The 18,814-nt window shown below is 74.0% G+C and carries 17 protein-coding genes; 7 read left to right on the top strand and 10 right to left on the bottom strand.

Annotated elements, in window-relative coordinates; all coding sequences use genetic code 11:
* Positions 1-196: 196 nt before the first annotated feature.
* The 6 genes from EV386_RS13750 to EV386_RS13725 form a co-directional block, all read right to left on the bottom strand.
* Positions 197-1,519: an O-acetylhomoserine aminocarboxypropyltransferase/cysteine synthase family protein gene (locus tag EV386_RS13750; RefSeq protein WP_130415875.1), complete on the bottom strand. Its 1,323-nt coding sequence runs from the start codon at positions 1,517-1,519 to the stop codon at positions 197-199.
* Positions 1,516-2,637 (bottom strand): dimethylsulfone monooxygenase SfnG, encoded by a 1,122-nt coding sequence (gene sfnG, locus EV386_RS13745; RefSeq protein ID WP_130415873.1) that lies wholly within the window; start codon positions 2,635-2,637, stop codon positions 1,516-1,518. Before sfnG ends, EV386_RS13750 begins: the two co-directional genes overlap by 4 nt.
* Positions 2,634-4,700, bottom strand: a complete 2,067-nt coding sequence (gene acs / locus EV386_RS13740) for an acetate--CoA ligase (RefSeq protein ID WP_130415871.1) — start codon at positions 4,698-4,700, stop codon at positions 2,634-2,636. The genes sfnG and acs overlap by 4 nt, the downstream gene beginning before the upstream one ends.
* A complete protein-coding gene (locus EV386_RS13735) occupies positions 4,697-5,548 on the bottom strand; it encodes an ABC transporter permease (RefSeq protein WP_130415869.1) in 852 nt (283 codons plus the stop codon). Before EV386_RS13735 ends, acs begins: the two co-directional genes overlap by 4 nt.
* Positions 5,548-6,579 (bottom strand): aliphatic sulfonate ABC transporter substrate-binding protein, encoded by a 1,032-nt coding sequence (locus tag EV386_RS13730; protein WP_130415867.1) that lies wholly within the window; start codon positions 6,577-6,579, stop codon positions 5,548-5,550. The genes EV386_RS13735 and EV386_RS13730 overlap by 1 nt, the downstream gene beginning before the upstream one ends.
* A 68-nt stretch (positions 6,580-6,647) precedes the next feature.
* Positions 6,648-7,475: an ABC transporter ATP-binding protein gene (locus tag EV386_RS13725; protein ID WP_130415865.1), complete on the bottom strand. Its 828-nt coding sequence runs from the start codon at positions 7,473-7,475 to the stop codon at positions 6,648-6,650.
* Positions 7,476-7,910: 435 nt separating this feature from the next.
* Between EV386_RS13725 and EV386_RS13720 the strand changes: the two genes are divergently transcribed.
* From EV386_RS13720 to EV386_RS13705, 4 genes are all read left to right on the top strand, one after another.
* A complete protein-coding gene (locus tag EV386_RS13720) occupies positions 7,911-8,228 on the top strand; it encodes a hypothetical protein (RefSeq protein ID WP_130415863.1) in 318 nt (105 codons plus the stop codon).
* A gap of 164 nt (positions 8,229-8,392) precedes the next feature.
* The gene (locus EV386_RS13715; protein WP_130415861.1) at positions 8,393-8,629 is read left to right on the top strand and encodes a hypothetical protein; all 237 of its coding nucleotides are present in this window, start codon (positions 8,393-8,395) and stop codon (positions 8,627-8,629) included.
* Positions 8,616-8,798: a hypothetical protein gene (locus EV386_RS13710; protein WP_130415860.1), complete on the top strand. Its 183-nt coding sequence runs from the start codon at positions 8,616-8,618 to the stop codon at positions 8,796-8,798. The genes EV386_RS13715 and EV386_RS13710 overlap by 14 nt, the downstream gene beginning before the upstream one ends.
* 227 nt (positions 8,799-9,025) lie before the next feature.
* The gene (locus EV386_RS13705; RefSeq protein ID WP_130415858.1) at positions 9,026-11,008 is read left to right on the top strand and encodes an NHL domain-containing thioredoxin family protein; all 1,983 of its coding nucleotides are present in this window, start codon (positions 9,026-9,028) and stop codon (positions 11,006-11,008) included.
* Positions 11,009-11,111: 103 nt separating this feature from the next.
* Here EV386_RS13705 and ppdK read toward each other — a convergent pair whose 3' ends face one another.
* From ppdK to EV386_RS13685, 4 genes are all read right to left on the bottom strand, one after another.
* Complete coding sequence (gene ppdK, locus EV386_RS13700; protein ID WP_130415856.1) at positions 11,112-13,799, bottom strand: pyruvate, phosphate dikinase; 2,688 nt, start codon at positions 13,797-13,799, stop codon at positions 11,112-11,114.
* Positions 13,796-14,731, bottom strand: coding sequence for a pyruvate, water dikinase regulatory protein (locus tag EV386_RS13695; protein WP_130415854.1), 936 nt, complete (start codon positions 14,729-14,731; stop codon positions 13,796-13,798). Before EV386_RS13695 ends, ppdK begins: the two co-directional genes overlap by 4 nt.
* A gap of 10 nt (positions 14,732-14,741) precedes the next feature.
* Complete coding sequence (locus EV386_RS13690) at positions 14,742-15,482, bottom strand: HAD family hydrolase (RefSeq protein WP_207216539.1); 741 nt, start codon at positions 15,480-15,482, stop codon at positions 14,742-14,744.
* A 75-nt stretch (positions 15,483-15,557) separates the two neighbouring features.
* Positions 15,558-16,022: a PTS sugar transporter subunit IIA gene (locus EV386_RS13685; RefSeq protein WP_130415852.1), complete on the bottom strand. Its 465-nt coding sequence runs from the start codon at positions 16,020-16,022 to the stop codon at positions 15,558-15,560.
* Positions 16,023-16,159: 137 nt separating this feature from the next.
* On the opposite strand from EV386_RS13685, the gene EV386_RS13680 reads away from it, so the two are divergent.
* The 3 genes from EV386_RS13680 to EV386_RS13670 all read left to right on the top strand — a co-directional run bounded on the left by EV386_RS13680 (position 16,160) and on the right by EV386_RS13670 (position 18,781).
* Complete coding sequence (locus EV386_RS13680; RefSeq protein WP_130415850.1) at positions 16,160-17,014, top strand: sugar phosphate isomerase/epimerase family protein; 855 nt, start codon at positions 16,160-16,162, stop codon at positions 17,012-17,014.
* 134 nt (positions 17,015-17,148) lie between these two features.
* Positions 17,149-17,550 carry a hypothetical protein gene (locus EV386_RS13675; RefSeq protein WP_130415848.1) on the top strand — a complete coding sequence of 134 codons (402 nt, stop codon included), beginning with the start codon at positions 17,149-17,151 and terminating at the stop codon, positions 17,548-17,550.
* A gap of 169 nt (positions 17,551-17,719) precedes the next feature.
* Positions 17,720-18,781 (top strand): helix-turn-helix domain-containing protein, encoded by a 1,062-nt coding sequence (locus tag EV386_RS13670; protein WP_165399943.1) that lies wholly within the window; start codon positions 17,720-17,722, stop codon positions 18,779-18,781.
* Positions 18,782-18,814: the final 33 nt, after the last annotated feature.

The following is an 18,814-nucleotide window of genomic DNA, read 5'->3' as shown; positions in this document are numbered from 1 at the left end:
GCGAGCCGCTCGGGAGCGCTCGGCCCCTGCCATGTGCGGGCGTGCGACGACGGGCCGGCGCCCGGCGCGCCCGCAGTGCCCGCGATGCCCGACGCCGCCGCGCCCGGCAGCGCGCACGCCGCCGCGTCCGCCGGAGTGAGGAGGCCGCCCGCCGTGCCCACCGTGCCCGCCGCGCCCACCGTGCCCACTGTGCCGCTCATCGCACCTCTCCCGTCGCCTTGGTCAGGGCCTGGTCCAGGTCCCACAGGATGTCCTCGACGTCCTCAAGTCCCACGCTGATGCGGATGAGGTCGGCCGGGACCCCGGCGGCCGCGAGCTGCTCGGGCGCGAGCTGCTGGTGCGTCGTCGAGGCCGGGTGGATCACCAGCGTGCGCGCGTCGCCCACATTGGCCAGGTGCGAGGCGAGCTCAAGCGCCTCGATGAACGCCCGCCCCGCGTCGCGCGCGGCGTCGGGCCCCTGGGCGCCGCCGCCGGGGCGCACCCCGAAGGCGAACACCGACCCGGGGCCCAGCGGCAGGTACCGCTTGGCCCGCTCGTAGTGCGGGTGCGAGGGCAGCCCGGCCCACGACACGTAGGACACGCGCGGGTCGGACTCGAGCCACTCGGCCACGGCGCGGGCGCCGGCCAGGTGCGCGTCCAGGCGCTGCGGCAGCGTCTCGACCCCCTGCAAGAGTTGGAACGCGGCCTGCGGTGAGAGCGCCGGTCCGATGTCGCGCAACTGCTCCGAGCGCAGTTTGGTGAGGAACCCGTACTCGCCGAAGTTGCCCCACCAGCGGATGCCGCCGTAGCTCGGCACAGGCTCGGTCATCTGCGGGAACTTGCCGTTGCCCCAGTCGAACCGCCCCGACTCGACGACGACGCCGCCCAGCGTCGTGCCGTGCCCGCCGAGGAACTTGGTGACCGAGTGGATGACGATGTCGGCGCCGTGCTCGATGGGCCGCACCAGGTACGGCGTCGAGAGCGTGGCGTCGACCACGAGCGGGACGCCCGCCGCGTGCGCGACCTCGGCCAGCCCCGCCAGGTCGGCGACCTCTCCCGACGGGTTGGCCACGACCTCGGTGTACACCACCTTGGTCTCGGGCCGGATGGCGGCGGCGAAGTCGGCCGGGTCCGTGCCGCGCACGAACGTGGTCTCCACGCCGAACCGCCGCAACGTCACGTCGAGCTGGGTGACGGTGCCGCCGTAGAGCTGCGCCGAGGCGACCACGTGGTCGCCCGCGCCGACGAGCGCGGCGAAGGTGATGAACTCGGCGCTCATGCCCGACGCCGTCGCCACCGCGCCGATGCCGCCCTCGAGCGAGGCGATGCGCTCCTCGAGCGCGGCGACCGTCGGGTTGCCGATGCGGCTGTAGATGTTGCCGTACTTCTGCAGCGCGAACAGGTTCGCGGCGTCGTCGGCGTCGTTGAACACGAACGACGTCGTCTGGTAGATGGGCACGGCGCGCGCGCCGGTCGCGGCGTCGGGGATCGAGCCCGCGTGCAGCGCGCGCGTGCGGAAGCCGAAGCGGTGCTCGCTCATGCGGTGCGGACCTCCTCGGCCTCGAGCTCGCGCACGAGTGGCAGCACGCTGCGGCCGAACTGGGCGACCTCCTCCTGGAAGTGCAGGTAGCCGAGCAGGAACAGGCTCACGCCGCGGCGCTTGTAGGTGATGATGCGCTCCGCGATCTGCTCGGGCGTGCCGATCAGCCCCGTGCGGAAGCCGTCGTTGTACTGGACCAGGTCCTCGTACGTCGAGTCGGCCCACATGCCCTTCTTGTCGGCCGTCGATGCGCCCGCCTGCTGGACCGCCGAGCGGAAGCCGTCGACGGCGGGGCGGTCGGCCTTGGCGACGATCTCGCGCAGCGTCTCGCGCGCCTCGGCCTGGGTGTCGCGGGCGATCATGAACCCGTTGAGGCCGAACCGGATGCCGCGGCCCGCGGCCTTCGCCGCGTCCGTGACGTCGTGGTACTGCTCACTGAACCCGTCGAGGTCCTTGCCGTTGGAGAAGTACCAGTCGGCGTGGGCGCCTGCGGTGGCCCGCGCGGCCGTCGAGTTGCCGCCGAAGAAGATCTCCGGGTGGGCGCGGCCGGGCACGTCGACCGGGGCCGGCGACAGCGTCGCGTCGTGGAAGCGGTAGAAGTCGCCGCGCAGGTCGAAGCCCTGCTCGGTCCACAGGCCGCGCAGCGCGTCGATGAACTCGCCCGTGCGCCGGTAGCGCTCGTCGTGCTCGAGCCACGGCTCGCCGAAGCTCACGAACTCCTGCTTGAGCCAGCCCGAGACCACGTTGACCGCGGCGCGGCCCCCCGACAGGTGGTCGGCCGTGATGATCCACTTGGCCAGCACGCCCGGGTGCCACAGCCCCGGGTGCACCGCGGCGATGACCTTGAGCCGCTGCGTGGCCAGCAGCAGCGCCAGCGAGAACGCCGTCGACTCGTGCTGCTGCGAGGCGCCGTAGCTCGCGGCGTAGCGCACCTGGGTCAGCGCGTACTCGAACCCGTTGTCCTCGGCGATCCGCGCCAGGTCGCGGTTGTACTCATACCCCCAGTCGGTGCGCTGCTCGATGGTCGAGACCACCAGGCCGCCCGAGACGTTGGGGACCCAGTAGGCGAACTTGAGCGGCGTGGTGCGGTCGGCGTCGTTGGCGTACGTCGCGGTCATGCGTGGCCTCCTCGGTGTGCGGTGACGGCGGCGCGGACCTCGCCGACCGCCCACGGGTTCTGCAGGGATGTGGTGTCGCCGAGCTCCTGGCCGTCCCACAGCTGGGCCAGCAGGCGGCGCAGGATCTTGCCCGAGCGGGTCTTGGGCAGCTCGGGCACGACGACGACGTGCCGCGGCTTGGCCACCGGACCGATGGCGACGGCGACGGCGGCGCGCAGGTCGGCGACGTCGTCGGCGTGGGCCGTGGGATCAGCGGGGCCGCCGTCACCGGCCAGCACGACGAACGCCGCGACCGCCTGGCCGGTCACCGGGTCGTGGACCCCGGCGACCCCGGCCTCGGCCACGCGCGGGTGCGCGACGAGCGCCGACTCGATCTCGATGGTCGACAGGCGGTGCCCCGAGACGTTGACGACGTCGTCGAGTCGGCCGAGCACCCACAGGTACCCGTCGTCGTCGAGCGTCGCGCCGTCGCCCGCGACGTAGTAGCCGCCGTGCGGGCCGTGCCCGGCGAACCGGCGCCAATAGGCGTCGCGGTAGCGCTCGGGGTCGCCCCACACGGTGCGGGCCATGCCCGGCCACGGGCGGCGCACCACGAGCGTGCCCGCACGTCCCGGGCCGACCGGGCGGCCGTCGTCGTCGACCACGGCGACGTCGATCCCGGGCAGCGCCACGGTGGCCGACCCCGGCTTGAGCACCGTGACGCCGGGCAGCGGGGCGACCATCGCGGCGCCCGTCTCGGACTGCCACCACGTGTCGACCACGGGCGTCTCGTCGCGGCCGAACGTGCGGCGGAACCACACCCACGCCTCGGGGTTGATGGCCTCGCCGACCGTGCCCAGCAGGCGGATGCTGCTCAGGTCGTGGCCCTCGGGCAGCGCCTGGCCGAACCAGGACATGAACGTGCGGATGAGCGTGGGCGCCGTGTAGTACACCGTCACGCCGTAGCGCTCGATGATCTCCAGGTGGCGCTCGCGGTGCGGGGCGTCGGGTGTGCCCTCGTAGATGACCTGCGTGAGCCCGTTGGCCAGCGGGCCGTAGATCTCGTAGGTGTGCGCGGTGACCCAGGCCAGGTCGGCGGTGCACCAGTGGACGTCGTCGGGCTTGGCGTCGAAGTGCGCCCAGTGCGCCCACGCGGCGTGCGTGAGGTATCCGCCGCTGGTGTGCACCAGGCCCTTGGGCTTGCCCGTGGTGCCGGAGGTGTAGATGACGAACAGCGGGTGCTCGGCGTCGAAGGCCTGCGGCTCGTGCGTGGTGGGCTGCGTGTCGACGACGTCGTGCCACCACACGTCACGCCCCGGGGTCCACGGGAGCGGGGCGCCAGCGACCTCGCCGGGCGCGTCGCCCAGCGCGTCGCTCACCCGGCGCAGCACCAGCACGTGCTCCAGGTGCTCCAGGCCCGCGGCGGCCTCGTCGGCATGCCGCTTGACCGGGGTCGGCACGCCGCGGCGGAACTGGCCGTCACTCGTGACCAGCAGCTTGGCGCGCGTGTCCTGGAGGCGGAAGCGCACCGCCTCGGCCGAGAAGCCGCCGAACACCAGGCTGTGGACGGCGCCGACGCGCGCGCAGGCGAGCGCGATGACGACCGTCTCGACCAGCACGGGCAGGTAGACCACGACGCGGTCGCCCGGGCCGACGCCGAGCGCCGTGAGCCCGTGCGCGGCCTGCGCGACGCGGCGCTGGAGGTCGGCGTAGGTGACCGTGGTCCGGTCGCCCGGCTCACCCTCGAAGTACAGGGCGACCTTGTCGCCGCGCCCGGCCGCCACGTGCCGGTCGACGCAGTTGACGGCGACGTTGAGGCGGCCGCCGTCGAACCAGGTGGCGCGCGGTGTCGTCAGGTCGCCGGTGTCGGGGTCGACGACGGGCGGCGCCCAGGTGTGGGCGGTGTGCCACGGCGTGTCCCAGTCGAGGCGGCGTGCGGCGGCCTCCCAGAAGGCGACCGGGTCGGCCGCGGCGTGCGCGTAGGCGTCGGGGCCTACGTTGGCCTGGGCCGCGAACGCCGTCGACGGCGCATAGACGCGGGTCTCGACGAGGCGGGCCTCGGTCGCGGCGGACGTGACGGTCATGACCATCTCCTCAGCAGGCGCTTCTCCGCCAGGCCCAGCAGGGCGTTGGTCGCGGTGCCCAGCAGGGCCAGCAGCACGATGGCGAGCAGGATGCGGTCCACGCGGCCGTTCTGCTGCGAGTCGGTCAGCAGCCAGCCCAGGCCCATCGACGAGGCGATGAGCTCGGCCGCGACCAGGAACAGCCACGCCTGCGCGAGCGCGAGCCGCAGCCCCGCCACGAGCGCGGGCAGCACGGCGGGCAGCTGCACCGTGCGCAGCAGCGCGAACCCGCGCAGCCCGAACGACCGGCCCGCCTCGACCAACTGCGGGTCGACGTGCCGCAGCGCCGCCGCGAGCGTCGTGTAGACGGGGAAGAACGCGCCGATCGCGATGAGCGTGACCTTCGAGTCCTCGCCGATCTTGAGCCACAGGATCAGCAGCGGCACCCACGCGAGCGACGGCACCGCGCGCAGCGCCGCCAGCGTCGGGCTCAGCAGCACGTCGCCGAGCCGCGAGAGCCCGACGGCGGAGCCCGCCACCAGCCCGACGCCCGCGCCGATCGCGAAGCCCAGCAGCACGCGCTGCGTCGAGATCGCGACGTGCTGGCCCAGGTCGCCACGCCGCAGCAGGTCGAGCGCGGCGTCCCACACCGCCGTCGGCCCGGGGAGCTGGTAGGCCGGCACCCACCCCGTGGCGGTGACCGTCTGCCAGGCGACGATCAGCGCGAGCGGCAGCGCCAGCCCGAGGAGGACGGCGACCGGGCGGCGGGCCAGCAGCCCGCCGCGGGCGCGCGGCGCCGTCCCCACCGGCGCCGCCGCGTCTGCGGGGCCGGCGAGGTCGGCGCGGACCTCCGGGACGCTCGCGGACATCAGTGTGTCGCCTTCTCGATGAACCGGGTGTCGAACAGCGTCGCGAGCGCGTCGTCCACCTGGGACTGGCTCGGCACATCGCCGTTGGCCACGAAGATCGGGCCCACGACCTGCAACACCTTGGTCTGCGCGGCGCCCGGCGTCGGGTCGATGTCCAGGTGCGTGCGCTCCTGGATCACGGTGTCGGCGACCTGCGGGTCGATGCCGGCGGCGTCGGCCAGCAGCGCCGAGACCTCGTCGGGGTGGGCGATCGCCCAGGTGCGGGCCTGCTCGTAGGCGTCGACGACGACCTGCGCGACGTCGGCGTGCTCGGTCACGAAATCCTCGGTCGCGTTGAGGAACCCGTAGGTGTTGAAGTCGACGTTGCGGTACAGCAGCGTGTCGCCCGACTCCGCCTGCGCGGCCGCCATGATCGGGTCGAGGCCCACCCACGCGTCGACCGATCCGTTGTCGAGCGCCGCGCGCCCGTCGGCGTGCTGGAGGTTCTGCACCTCGACGTCGGCCGGGTCGACGCCCGCCTCCTCCAGGGACTGAAGCAGGAAGAAGTAGGGGTCGGTGCCCTTGGTCGCGGCGACGGACTTACCCGCGAGGTCCTGGACCGAGGTGATGTCCGAGTCCTTGCGGACCACGATCGCCGCCCACTCGGGCTGGCTGTAGACGTCGATGGTCTTGATGGGCGAGCCGTTGGAGCGGGCAAGCAGCGCGGCGGAGCCGGCGGTCGAGCCGACGTCGACCGCGCCGGCGCGCAGCGCCTCGTTGGCCTTGTTCGACCCGGCCGACTGCAGCCAGGTCACCTCGACCGAGTCACCGAGGGCCTTCTCGATGAGCCCCTGGTCCTTGACGACCAGGCTCAGCGGGTTGTAGGTGGCGAAGTCGATCGAGAGCGTGTCGGTGCTCCACTGCGAGCCGGCGGCGTCGTCCTTGGACGACGCCGCGGCGCCCTCGCCAGAGACGCAGCCGGACGTCGCCAGCATGGTCGCGGCGGCGAGGGCCGCGATGGCGGTGGCGAGGCGGGCGGGTCGGGTGCGCATGGTGTGGTCCTTCGCGGTCTGGAGATACATGGTTGGGGGATACGGGCCGGGCGTTGCGTGGTCGGGGGTCAGCGGCGGTGCGGGGTGACGCCGAGGCCTTCGAGCAGTTCGGCGCGCAGTGCGGCCAGGCGCCGGTCGGCGCGGTCGCGCGGGCGCCGGCCGGGCACCTCGACGACGCGGGCCAGGCTGGCGGATGCCTCCGCGCCGCCGGTGAGTGAGCGCAGCAGCAGCACCCGGTCGGCGAGGTAGAGCGCCTCCTCGACGTCGTGGGTGACCAGCAGCACCGTCGTCGGCTCGGCGGCGTGGACGTCGAGCAGCAGGTCCTGCATGCGCAGGCGGGTCAGCGCGTCGAGCGCGCCGAACGGCTCGTCCAGCAGCAGCACGCCCGGGGTCCGGGCCAGCGCCCGGGCGAGCGAGGCGCGCTGGGCCATGCCGCCCGAGACCTGGCGTGGGCGCAGGTCGGCAGACGTGTCGAGGCCCACGAGACGCAGCAGGTCGGCCACGCGCTCGCGGCCCGCGGAGCGCGGTGTGCCGTGGGGCAGGCCGAGGGCGACGTTCTGGGCCAGCGTGCGCCACGGCAGCAGGCGCGGCTCCTGGAAGCCGACGGCGGTGCGCGGATCGTGGCTCGTCACCGGGGCGCCGTCGAGCAGGATGCGGCCCGACGACGGGGTGTCCAGGCCGCTGACCTGGCGCAGCAGCGTCGACTTGCCGCAGCCCGAGGGGCCGACGACGGCGACGATCTCGCCCGCGGTGAGCGTGAGGTCGACGTCGCGCAGCACATGCCGGGGGCCGGTCGGGGTGTCGAACGAGCGGGTGACGCCATCGATGCGGACGGTGTGCGCGGCGGTGGGCGGCAGGGTTCGTGGCGCGGCCGGGGTGTGGATGAGGTTGGTCATGGGTGGTCCTGAACTCCGTGGGGGAGCGACCGGGGATCGCCGGCGGCCGCGGGACGACTGCGCGCTGGCAGGGGGCGGCCTCGTGGGGCCGCAGGGCTCACCTGCCGGCGGTGTGGCGCATTCGACAGCCGCGGCGGCAGGGTTCGGGGGCGGTGCGGGTGGTGCGCATGGCCCCTCCTTCCTGTGCCGTGGGCCGCGAGGCGTCTCAACTGGTGAGACTGTCCCATCTCTTGGACTGCACGCTAGACAGACCGCCGAGGTGGAACAACCCGTGTCTCAGAATGCGGTCGACCGGAGGGACTGCATCGTGAGATTCACGCCGCCGGTGCCCGATGACCAGGGGTGATCCGGGCGGTGAAAAACACCCTCAGGGGCAGCGCGCGGCGTACCCGCTGCGGCGACGATGGGCCAACGCGATCAACGGGGAGGCGGGCCATGGCGTCGCGTCATGTGTGGAGAGTGATCGGAGCGGCCGTGGCGGGCGCGTCGGTGCCGCTGTCGGCGGGATGCGCGTCCGCGGGCATGACGACGTGCGCCGAGTACGCGTCCCACGACCGCTCGGATCGGCGCAACATCGTCATCGAGATGATCCGCGACCGCGGGCTCGACCCAGGCGCCGACACCTTCGCCGTCGTCGAGGTCGGACGCGAGATCAACCTGTACTGCGGCATGGCCGACAGTTGTCGGCCCGCACCGGCGCGCCGCGACGCGCCGATCGTGGGCGGCGTGCACTGGAGCACGTTCGAGGAGTGAGACGCGCCGCCCCGCAGGACGGGGCTCGCCCGGTCGCACGCTCTCCCCGAGGAGTTGTCCCCGGGGGCCTCTACCGTCCACCTCGTGACCGATGACAACGTGACCGCCGACTTCGCCCCCGACCCGCGCGCGGCTTCGCTCGACGACGCCCGGGAGGAGGCCGCGTGAACATGCAAGACGCCCTCTGCCTCGCGCGCCCGGCGCTGCAACACGCCGTCGCCACGGGCTCCTACCTGGCGACCCTGGAGGCCCAGCAGGCCGGCGCGAGCGGCCCGGAGAAGGTGGAGATCCTGGTCGCCTACGGCGACGCCTGGAGGGAACTCGACCGCTGGCTCACGGCGCACGGGGCCCCGGATGACCGCGAGTGGATCAAGCGTGCCGCGCCCCATGACGCCCTCTGAGCGGGCCCGCCGCGACTTGGCCCTCTGCGACCTGCGCCAACGTCTCATCGCGGCCCTGGCTGGCGCGTGCCTGGAGGCCTACCGCGCGGCCCCCGAGGAGGAGCGCGAATCCGTCTTCTCGGCGTTCCTGGAGGCCCAGACCGCGCTGGAGGCATGGCTCCCCGAGTAGCCCCGCGGGCACCGCGAGCGCCCCGCCGCTGGCAGTCCAGACACGGCGCCCACCGCTCACGGATCCATATCGCCCACGAATCCATGCTCTCCGTTCGGCGTGGGGTTGACGGCCCAGGGCCGAGCCGCTCCGGCGCTTCGCCCGTGGGCACGGTTGACGATTCTCGCGGAGTGAGAGGGGAGCCCTCGCGGCTTCATCCCTGCGCGGCCCGCTGAGACACTGACGCCATGACCACGACCCCCACCCGCACCCCCCGCGTCCGCGCCTCCGAGCTCGTCGGCCGAGGGTGGCTCAACACGGGCGGCACGTCACTGCGCCTGGAGGACCTGCGCGGGCGGATCCTGGTGCTGGACTTCTGGACGTTCTGCTGCGTCAACTGCCTGCACGTCCTGGACGAGCTGCGCGAGCTGGAGGAGCGGCACCGCGACGTCCTGGTGATCGTCGGGGTGCACTCACCCAAGTTCGAGCACGAGGCCGACCCGGTCGCGCTCGCCGCCGCCGTCGAGCGCTACGAGGTGCGCCACCCCGTGCTCGACGATCCCGACCTGGTCACGTGGGGCGCCTACACCGCGCGCGCCTGGCCGACCCTCGTCGTCGTCGACCCCGAGGGGTATGTCGTCGCGCAGATGGCGGGCGAGGGGCACGCCTCGGCGCTCGAGGCGCTGGTCGCCGAGCTGGTCGCCGAGCACGAGGCCAAGGGCACGCTGCACCGCGGCGCAGGTCCGTACGTGCCGCCCGAGCCGACGTCGGGCACGCTGCGGTTCCCCGCCAAGGCGATCGCGCTGCCGGGCGGCGACCTGCTGGTCGCCGACGCCGGCCACCACTCGCTCGCGCGGCTCGCGCCCGACGGCGAGACGCTGGTGCGGCGCATCGGCTCGGGCGAGCGCGGGCTGGTCGACGGCCCGGCGGACGTGGCCCGGTTCTCCGAGCCCAACGGGCTGTGCCTGGTGCCCGACGAGCTGCGCCCCTGGCTCGGGTACGACGTGCTGGTCGCCGACACGGTCAACCACGCGCTGCGCGGCGTCTCGCTCGACTCCGGCGAGGTCGTCACGGTCGCCGGGACGGGCGAGCAGTTCATGGTGGGCGGTCGTGAGAACGTCGCCGAGCCTGGCCGCCCGCCGCGGGCCTACGGCCTGGGGTCGCCCGAGCTGCCCGTGCCGGACCGGCTCCCGCCCACGTGGGTGCGGCTGTCGTCGCCGTGGGACGTCGCGTGGTCGCAGGAGCTGGCGGCCTTCGTCGTCGCGATGGCCGGCAACCACACGCTGTGGGCCTTCGACGCCAAGGAGGGCAGTCTCACCCTGCTCGCCGGGACGATGAACGAGGGCCTGGAGGACGGCCCCGGGCGCACGGCGTGGTTCGCGCAGCCGTCGGGGCTCGCGGTGCGCCGCGACCTCGACCCGGCGACCGGCGCGACGAGCGAGACGCTCTGGCTCGCCGACTCCGAGACATCCGCGCTGCGCCGCGTCACACCGCGCGCCGGCGACGTCGAGGTCTCCACCGCCGTCGGGCAGGGGCTTTTCGACTTCGGCCACCGTGACGGCGACGCCGGCCAGGCGCTGCTGCAACACCCGCTCGGCGTGGCCACGCTGCCCGACGGCTCCGCCGTCGTCGCCGACACCTACAACGGGGCGCTGCGCCGCTACGACCCGCTGTCCGGGCAGGTCACGACCATCGCGACGGGCTTGGCCGAACCGTCCGACGTGCTGGTCGAGGTCGACTCGGGCGCCGACGGGCAGGCCGGGGCGGGCCAGGCGAGCGTCCGCCTGCTGGTCGTCGAGTCTGCGGCGCACCGGCTCACGCGGATCGCGCTGCCCGCGTCGCTCGCGGGCGAGGTGCTCGACGGCGGCGCGCGCCGCACGCAGCGCCCGGCCACCGCCGTCGGGCCCGGGGCGTTGCGCCTGGAGGTGCCGTTCGTGCCGGCGCCGGGGCAGAAGCTCGACGACCGCTGGGGGCCGTCCGCGTCGTTGCAGGTCAGCGCCACGCCGCCCGAGCTGCTGCTCGCGGGAGAGGGCACGGGCACCGATCTGCTGCGCGACCTGGTGGTCAACCCGGCCATCGGCGAGGGCGTTCTGCACGTGACCGCCAAGGCCGCGAGCTGCGACGCCGAGGGCGAGTTCCCCGCGTGCCACCTGGCCCAACAGGACTGGGGCGTGCCGATCACGGTCACCCCCACCGGCGCGACGACCCTCACCCTCCCCCTGCGCGGCTAACGCGGCGGCGGCGAAGGCCGCGCGGTCTGGTCGTCGGCTCGCGGTCTGGTCGTCGTTCCCATCCGACGACCAGACCACAAACCGACGACCAGACGCCCGGGCGTCAGCCGCCCAGCGTGGTGCGGGCTGCGGCGAGGCGGGCCAGGGGGACGCGGTACGGGCTGCACGAGACGTAGTCCAGCCCGATCGCGTCGAAGATCGCGATGCTGGCCGGGTCGCCGCCGTGCTCGCCGCACACCCCCGTCTTGAGCCCCGGCTTGGTCGACCGGCCCTTGGTCACGCCGATGCGCACCAGCTCGGCCACGCCCTCGGCGTCGATCGACGCGAACGGGTTGGCCGGCACGATGCCCGCCTCCAGGTACGAGGCGAGGAACGAGCCCTCGGCGTCGTCGCGCGAGATGCCGACGGCGGTCTGCGTCAGGTCGTTGGTGCCGAAGGAGAAGAAGTCGGCGTGCTCGGCGACCCGGTCGGCCGTGAGGGCCGCGCGCGGCAGCTCGATCATGGTGCCCACGGTGTAGTCGAGCGCCACACCCGCCGCGGCGATCTCCTCGTCGGCCGTGCGGACGATGACCTCGCGCATGCGGCGCAGCTCCTCGGCGAAGCCCACGAGCGGCACCATGATCTCGACGTGCGGGTCGAGCCCGCGCCCGAGCACCGCGATCGCGGCCCGGATGATCGCGCGCGTCTGCATGACGCAGATCTCCGGGTACAGCAGCGACAGCCGCACACCGCGCGTGCCGAGCATCGGGTTCATCTCGTGCAGCCGCTTGACGTGCGCGAGCAGCGTGCGCGCCGCGACCAGCTCGTCCGACGGCGGCGCCCCGGCGCCCGCGGCCTCGAGCCGCTGCACCAGCAGCGACTGCTCGACCAGGTCGGGCAGGAACTCGTGCAGCGGCGGGTCGATGAGCCGGATGGTGACCGGCAGCCCGGTCATGGCCGCGAAGATCTCGTCGAAGTCGCTCTGCTGCATGGGCAGCAGGTCGGCGAGGGCGGCGCCCCGGGCCTCGGCGTCGGACGCGAGGATCATGCGCTGCACGACCGGCAGCCGGTCGGCGGCCATGAACATGTGCTCGGTGCGGCACAGGCCGATGCCCTCGGCGCCCAGCTCGCGCGCCTTGGCGGCGTCGGGGCCGGTGTCGGCGTTGGCTCGCACCCCCAGGCGGCGCACCTCGTCGGCCCAGCCGAGCACCTCGCGGAAGTCGTCGGTGATCTGCGGCGGCACCAGGTCGAGCGCCCCGAGGTACACGTTGCCGGTCGAGCCGTCGAGCGTCACGGTGTCGGCCTCGGTCAGCACGGTCTTGCCGATGGTGACGGTGCGGGCCGCGGCGTCGATCTGCAGCTCGCCGGCGCCCGCGACGCACGGCTTGCCCATGCCGCGCGCGACGACGGCGGCGTGCGACGTCATGCCGCCGTGCGCGGTCAGCACGCCCTGCGCCGCGACGACGCCGTGGATGTCGTCGGGCGTGGTCTCCCAGCGCACCAGCACGACGGCGTCGCCGGCCTTGCCGCGCTCGGCGGCCGTGTCGGCGTCGAACACGAGGCGTCCGACGGCCGCGCCGGGCGAGGCGTTGAGGCCGCGCGTGACCGGGGTGGCCGTGTGCGCGGGGTCGAGGCCCGGGTGCAGGAGCTGGTCGAGCTGCTCGGGCTCGATGCGGCGCAGCGCGGTGGCGCGGTCGATCACGCCCTCGTCGACCATGTCGCGCGCGACCTTGAGGGCGGCCGCGGCGGTGCGCTTGCCGTTGCGGGTCTGCAGCAGGTAGAGCTTGCCCTCCTCGATGGTGAACTCGATGTCCTGCATGTCGCCGTAGTGGCTCTCGAGCAGCGCCATGGTGTCGATGAACTGGCCGTACGCCTCGGGCAGCACCGACTCGAGCTCGGCCAGCGGGCGCGGCGTGCGGATGCCGGCGACGACGTCCTCGCCCTGGGCGTTGACCAGGAACTCGCCGTAGAGCTCCTTGGCCCCGGTCGACGGGTTGCGCGTGAACGCGACGCCCGTCGCGGACGACTCGCCGCGGTTGCCGAACACCATCTGCTGGATGTTGACGGCGGTGCCGAGGTCGTCGGAGATGTTGTTCAGGCCGCGGTACACCCGGGCGCGCGGGTTGTCCCAGGAGGCGAAGACGGCGCCCACCGAGCGGCGCAGCTGCTCGCGCGGGTCGGTGGGGATGTCGGCGCCGTTCGCGCGCGCCACGCGGCGGAAGGTCGCCACGAGCTCGCGCAGGTCGTCGACGCTCAGGTCGGTGTCCAGCCCCGCGCCGCGACGGTGCTTGAGCGCGGTGAGCTCGTCCTCGAACGCGTGCGCGGGCACGCCTTCGACGACCTCGCCGTACATCTGCACGAACCGGCGGTAGGAGTCCCAGGCGAAGCGCGCGTTGCCGGTCTCGGCGGCCAGGGCCGCGGCGGCGTCGTCGCTGATGCCGAGGTTGAGGATGGTGTCCATCATGCCGGGCATCGAGAACACCGAGCCCGAGCGGACCGAGACCAGCAGCGGACGCTCGCCGCCGCCGAGCGTGCGTCCGGTGCGCCGCTCGAGCGCGTCGAGGCGGGCCTCGATCTGCGCCCACAGGGCCTCGGGCCAGACGCCGTCGGCCTGCATCGTGGCCACGCACGCCTGCGTGGTGACCGTGAAGCCGTCCGGGACGGGCACGCCGATGCGCGTCATCTCGGCGAGGCCGGCGCCCTTGCCGCCGAGCAGGGACTTCATGCCTGCGTCGCCTTCGGCGAAGTCGTAGACGTAGCCGTGGTCCGGAGCCGCTGTGGCGGGGGTGGTGGGGGTGGCCGATGCGGTCATCGATCCTGTCCTTCCGGTAGCGGGCGTGCGGGGGGAGCGGAGTCGGGGGGAGTGGGGTTCGGGGCGTGCGCGGCGAGCGCACGACGGCGTGCGGTGACCAGCTCGATGACCCGGCCGGCGGCCTCCTCGAGCGCGAGCGCGGTGGTGTCCAACACCGGGCAGCCGAGCCGGCGCTGGATGCGCTTGACCTCGTCGAGCTCGTCGAAGATGCCGACCAGGTCCGCGTATCCGCCCAGGCGCCCGCCCTGGGCCCCGGCCACGGGCAGGCCGCCCGCGCCCATGAGGTCCACGCGTCGGCGCCGGATGGCGAGCAGCCGTTCGGGGTCGATCGTCAGGCCGACGACCTTCCACGGGTCGGCCTCGAACAGCTCGGGCGGCGGCGCCACCCCGGTCACCAGCGGCACGTTGGCGGTGCGGTAGCCGAGGTAGCCCAGGTACATCGACAGCGGCGTCTTGCCCGTGCGCGAGGCTCCGACCAGCACGATCTCGGCCTCGGTCAGCGAGTCGGTCAGGTTCCCGTCGTCGTTGGCGACGGCGAACTCCATGGCGTGGATGCGCTCGAAGTAGTCGGCGGCGAGGCCCACCGGCTGCACCATGCGTGCGGGGTGCCGGCCGGTGCGGGCGATGACGGCGTCGAGCGCGGGCGCCATGAGGTCGGCGAACGGCACCGCGAGCTCGCGGCAGGCGGCCTCGACGCGGTCGTGCAGCGTGATGTCGACGACGGTGCAGAACACGACGGCGGCGCCGGGCGCCTCGCGCAGCGCGGCGATCGCGTCGTCGACCCCCGCGGCGTCGTGGATGCGGGGGTGGCGCACGACGACGACCTCAAGGTCGGGGTACTGCGCCTGGACCGCGCGGGCGACGCGCGCCCCGGTGTCGCCCGTCGAGTCGGCGACCACGTGGATGTCGACTACGCGCCCCGGTGCGGTCATGTCGCTCAGACTAGGCGGGAGCCGTCCCGGGGGCGCCGGTCGACGGCCCGGTCCGTTCGGCCACATGGCGCGCCACGGCCCCTGATCCTGGCGCGATGTGGGCGCCTGGCGTTGCGAACAGCCCCGGCAGGTCGAGCAGCGAGTCGACGACGTGGGCTCGCGCGGCCTGCGGGCGGTGCGCATGCAGGTACCCCCACGGGCCGCGGCGCAGCAGCACGGGGACCATGCCCGCGTCGGCGGCCGGCAGCACGTCGTTGTCGACGCGGTCGCCGACGTAGGCGATCTCGGAGGCGTCGACGCCCGCCAGGTCGGCGACCGCCGCGAAGAACGCCGGGTCGGGCTTCTCGACCCCGAGCTCGGCCGAGTTGCGGATCGCGTCGACGGGCAGGTCCATCGCGCGCAGCGCGGTCAGCGCGTGCGGGGGCTGGTTGCCGGCGATCACGAGCCGCAGCCCCGCGGCGCGCAGTGCGGTCAGCGCGGGCACGACGTCGGGGTACAGGTCCTCGGCGTCGAACCCGTTGCGCAGGCCGTCGGGGTCCGCGGCCGCCCACGCGGCCTCCTCGGCGGCCAGGTCGAGGCCCGGTCGCACCAGGTCGAAGGCGGCCTGGTGCGGCAGGTCGAGCGCCGCGCACGCGCCGAGCATGGCGTGGAACGTCAGGGCCGGCACGCCGAGCCGCGCGGCCCAGCGGGTCCAGATCCGGGTCTCGTCGATCAGGGTCTCGCCGACGTCGAACACCACCGCGCGCACCATGCGCGCCAGCCTACGGCGCGGGTTGCGGGCGGGTGCGGTCGGCGCGGGGCGGCGAAGATCACCTGCGCGCGGGTGTCATCCGATCGTGAAGAGCACGTCGGACGTCGTCACGGCCGACCCCGGGCCGGGCAGGCCGGTGAGCGAGGCGGGGTCCGCGTCGAGCGCGACCACGGGCACCAGGGGCGAGCGTCCGCCGTCGCGCACCGCCGTCGGGTCCCAGGACGTGACGGGCTGTCCGGCCACGACCCGGTCGCCCTCGGCGGCGTGGGCCACGAACCCGGCGCCGCGCAGTTCGACGGTGTCGATCCCCAGGTGCACCAGCACCGACCGGCCGTCGTCGGCGGCGACCACGAACGCGTGCGGGCGCAGCTTGACGACGCGCCCGTCGATGGGGGAGACGACGTCGGCGCCCCGGGACGGGTCGGGCGCGATGGCCGTGCCCGGACCGACGAGCCCGGCCGAGAACACCGGGTCGGGGACGTCGGTGACGGCCACGACGGTCCCGGCGACGGGGGCACAGACCACGAGCGGCGTGTGCATCGTTTTCCCTCCCCCGAAGTGCGCCCCGTGACGAAGCGATCAGGCGAACGGTACTCGCAGGCCCGCGCACGTCGCGCACCCGGCGGGCAGCGACGGCCCACCCGTCGCCCGCGCGCGCCGACACGTATCGTCGAGATATGGACCCGGCCATCCCGGTGACGCTGTCGACCGCCTCGGTGTACCCGCGACGGGTCGCCTACGCGTTCGAGTCCGCGGCCGAGCTGGGCTACGACGGCGTCGAGGTCATGGTGTGGTCCGATCCCGCCACCCAGGATCCGGCGGTGCTCGCGCGCCTGTCGGCGCACCACGCCATGCCCATCCGCAGCCTGCACGCCCCGACCCTGCTCGTCAGCCAGGGCGTGTGGGGCCGCGACCCGGCGCTCAAACTGCGCCGCACCGTCGACATGGCGCGCGAGCTGGGCGCCGGCGCCGTCGTCGTACACCCCCCGTTCCGCTGGCAGTACCGCTACGCGCGCGGCTTCCAGGACCAGGTGCGTGAGCTGGAGGCGACCACGGGCGTGACGCTCGCCGTCGAGAACATGTACCCGTGGAAGGCGCGCTCACGCAGCGACCGGCACTACGTCGCCTATCTGCCCGGCTGGGACGCGACCGAGCACGACTACGACTCCGTGACGCTCGACCTGTCGCACGCCGCCGTGGCCCACCAGTCGGGGATGGAGCTCGTCGCGACCTTCGGCGACCGGCTGCGCCACCTGCACCTCGCCGACGGCACGGGCGTGCCGCGTGACGAGCACCTGGTCCCGGGGCGCGGCTCGATGGACTGCGCCGAGGTGCTCGTCGAGCTCGCCGCGCGCGGCTGGCGCGGCGACGTCGTCGTCGAGATCTCGACACGGCGCGACCGATCGGCGCACGAACGGCACGGCGACCTGGAGGCCGCGCTGAGGTTCGCGCGCTCCTATCTGGCGGCCGTTCCGACGCCGTATCGGCCGCCGGCGCCCGAGCGCCGACACCTACCCGCCGACGCATGGTGAGACGAGCGCGTCGAGAACGGTTTCTCAGCGCCACGATGTCGTTCGGATAGTGCCACAGGCGCGCTGGGGCAGTATGCCCGGGCAGACGGTGGAGGGTCCCCCACGTAGGGCTGGGGGCGAGGCCGGGAGCGCGCATGAAACACACCCACCGCAGCCACCGGGGAGGCGTCCTGGCGGCCGACCGCTCGACCCTCCTGGAGATCGCCGAGGTGCTCGACGCCGTCTGCGCCGCACGAGCGACGCTCGACCCCGAGGCCGGAGACGACTGCGGGCTGCGGTGTGCGCTGTTCGAGCTGCTCGACCAGCCGACGCAGGAGCTGTGGGAGCAGGTGCGCGAGATGGAGGTCGCGCGCGGCCTTCTGCCCGGGACCATGGCCTACCTGCCCGGGATGGCCGCGCCGTCGCCGCTCGGCCTGACGCTCGGCGACATCGTCTACGCGTTCGGCCTGCCCGACCTCGTGTGTCCCTCCCGGGGTGCGCTGCTGCGCGCCCTGCGGTGGGCCGTCGCCGCCCCCGGCGGCCGGGGGCAGGGCTGACGTGATGGAGGCTGCTGCGACTTCGACGTCGGACCAGGCGCGTTCCGCACGGGTTTATGGCCGCGACGTACTCACATCGACCGCATCGAGCACTCAGGTGGCCGACGATGCGCGCCGGGGTGCCCGGTCCAGCGCCGAGGGTCGTGGCGACACGAGGAGGACGACCCCCATGACGCTCAGCACCCCGATGGCCCGACCGATGTCCCGTCGCTCGGCCCTCGCCGCGCCCGCCCCCCGCACGCACCGCCCCACGCGCCTCACCACGGGGTGCCCCTTCGAGCCCGAGCCCGGCGCCGCGGTCAGCGTGCGTGAGTGGAAGGGCGATGAGGACCTCGCCCAGCTCGGCTCGCTCGTGCCGGTCACGGCGCGCCCCGAGTCGTTCCACCTGCAGACGCGCACCGCCCGCTTCGGCTCGTTCGACGTCACCTACATGGTGCACGGCCCGCTGCGCTTCGAGCCCGCCGCCGACAACTTCGGCCACGACGTCAAGACGCTGCGCATGGTCGTCGTGCTCGACGGCGAGGTCGTGCTGCGCACCGGTGACGCCCTGCACGGCGAGCAGGCCACGCTGCGCCGCCGCGACGGCGCCCTCGTGCTCGGCTGGGCGCCTGTCAGCTACACCGCCGCCGCGCCCGCCCGCGTCGTCGTGGTGGACGTGCCCGTGGACCACGACGCGCTGGTCGGTCTGCCCGAGACCGCCCCGTTCGTCGTCGGCGGCTCGGAGACGGCGCTGCTGTCCGCGCTGGCCGCGTTCGCGCTCGACCTGCTGCGCCAGGACGTGGAGACGCTCACCCCCGCGGTGCGCGCCCAGGTGACCGACTCGCTCGAGTCGCTCTACTCGGGCACCGTCTCGACGCTCGCCGTCCCGAGCGGCGGCGACTGGAACCGCCGCAGCCAGCGCATGCACGTGGTGCGCTACATCGCGACGCACTACGCCGACCCGCAGCTCGGCCCGACGACGCTCGCCGCACACCTGGGCATGTCGAAGCGCTCGCTGCAGCGCCTGTTCGAGGGCGAGAAGATGTCCGTCTCGCAGCTCGTGCAGGCCAAGCGCGTCGACCAGGTGCTGCTGCGCCTGCGCGACCCGCGCTACGCCGGCACCTCGCTCGACGAGCTCGCCGTCCTGACCGGCTTCGGCTCCGCCCTCGCCCTGCGCCGCGCGGTGCAGGCCGCCACGGGCCGCACGCCCTCGGCGCTGCGCCAGGAGGCCCTGACCGGCTGGACCGCGTAACACGCGAGATCCCCGAACCCCCCGACCGCCACG

The organism is Xylanimonas ulmi (genome assembly GCF_004216535.1).
In the GTDB taxonomy this organism is placed as follows: domain Bacteria; phylum Actinomycetota; class Actinomycetes; order Actinomycetales; family Cellulomonadaceae; genus Xylanimonas; species Xylanimonas ulmi.
Note: the sequence above shows the minus strand (reverse complement) of the source record. Positions and strands in the feature narration are given on the sequence as shown.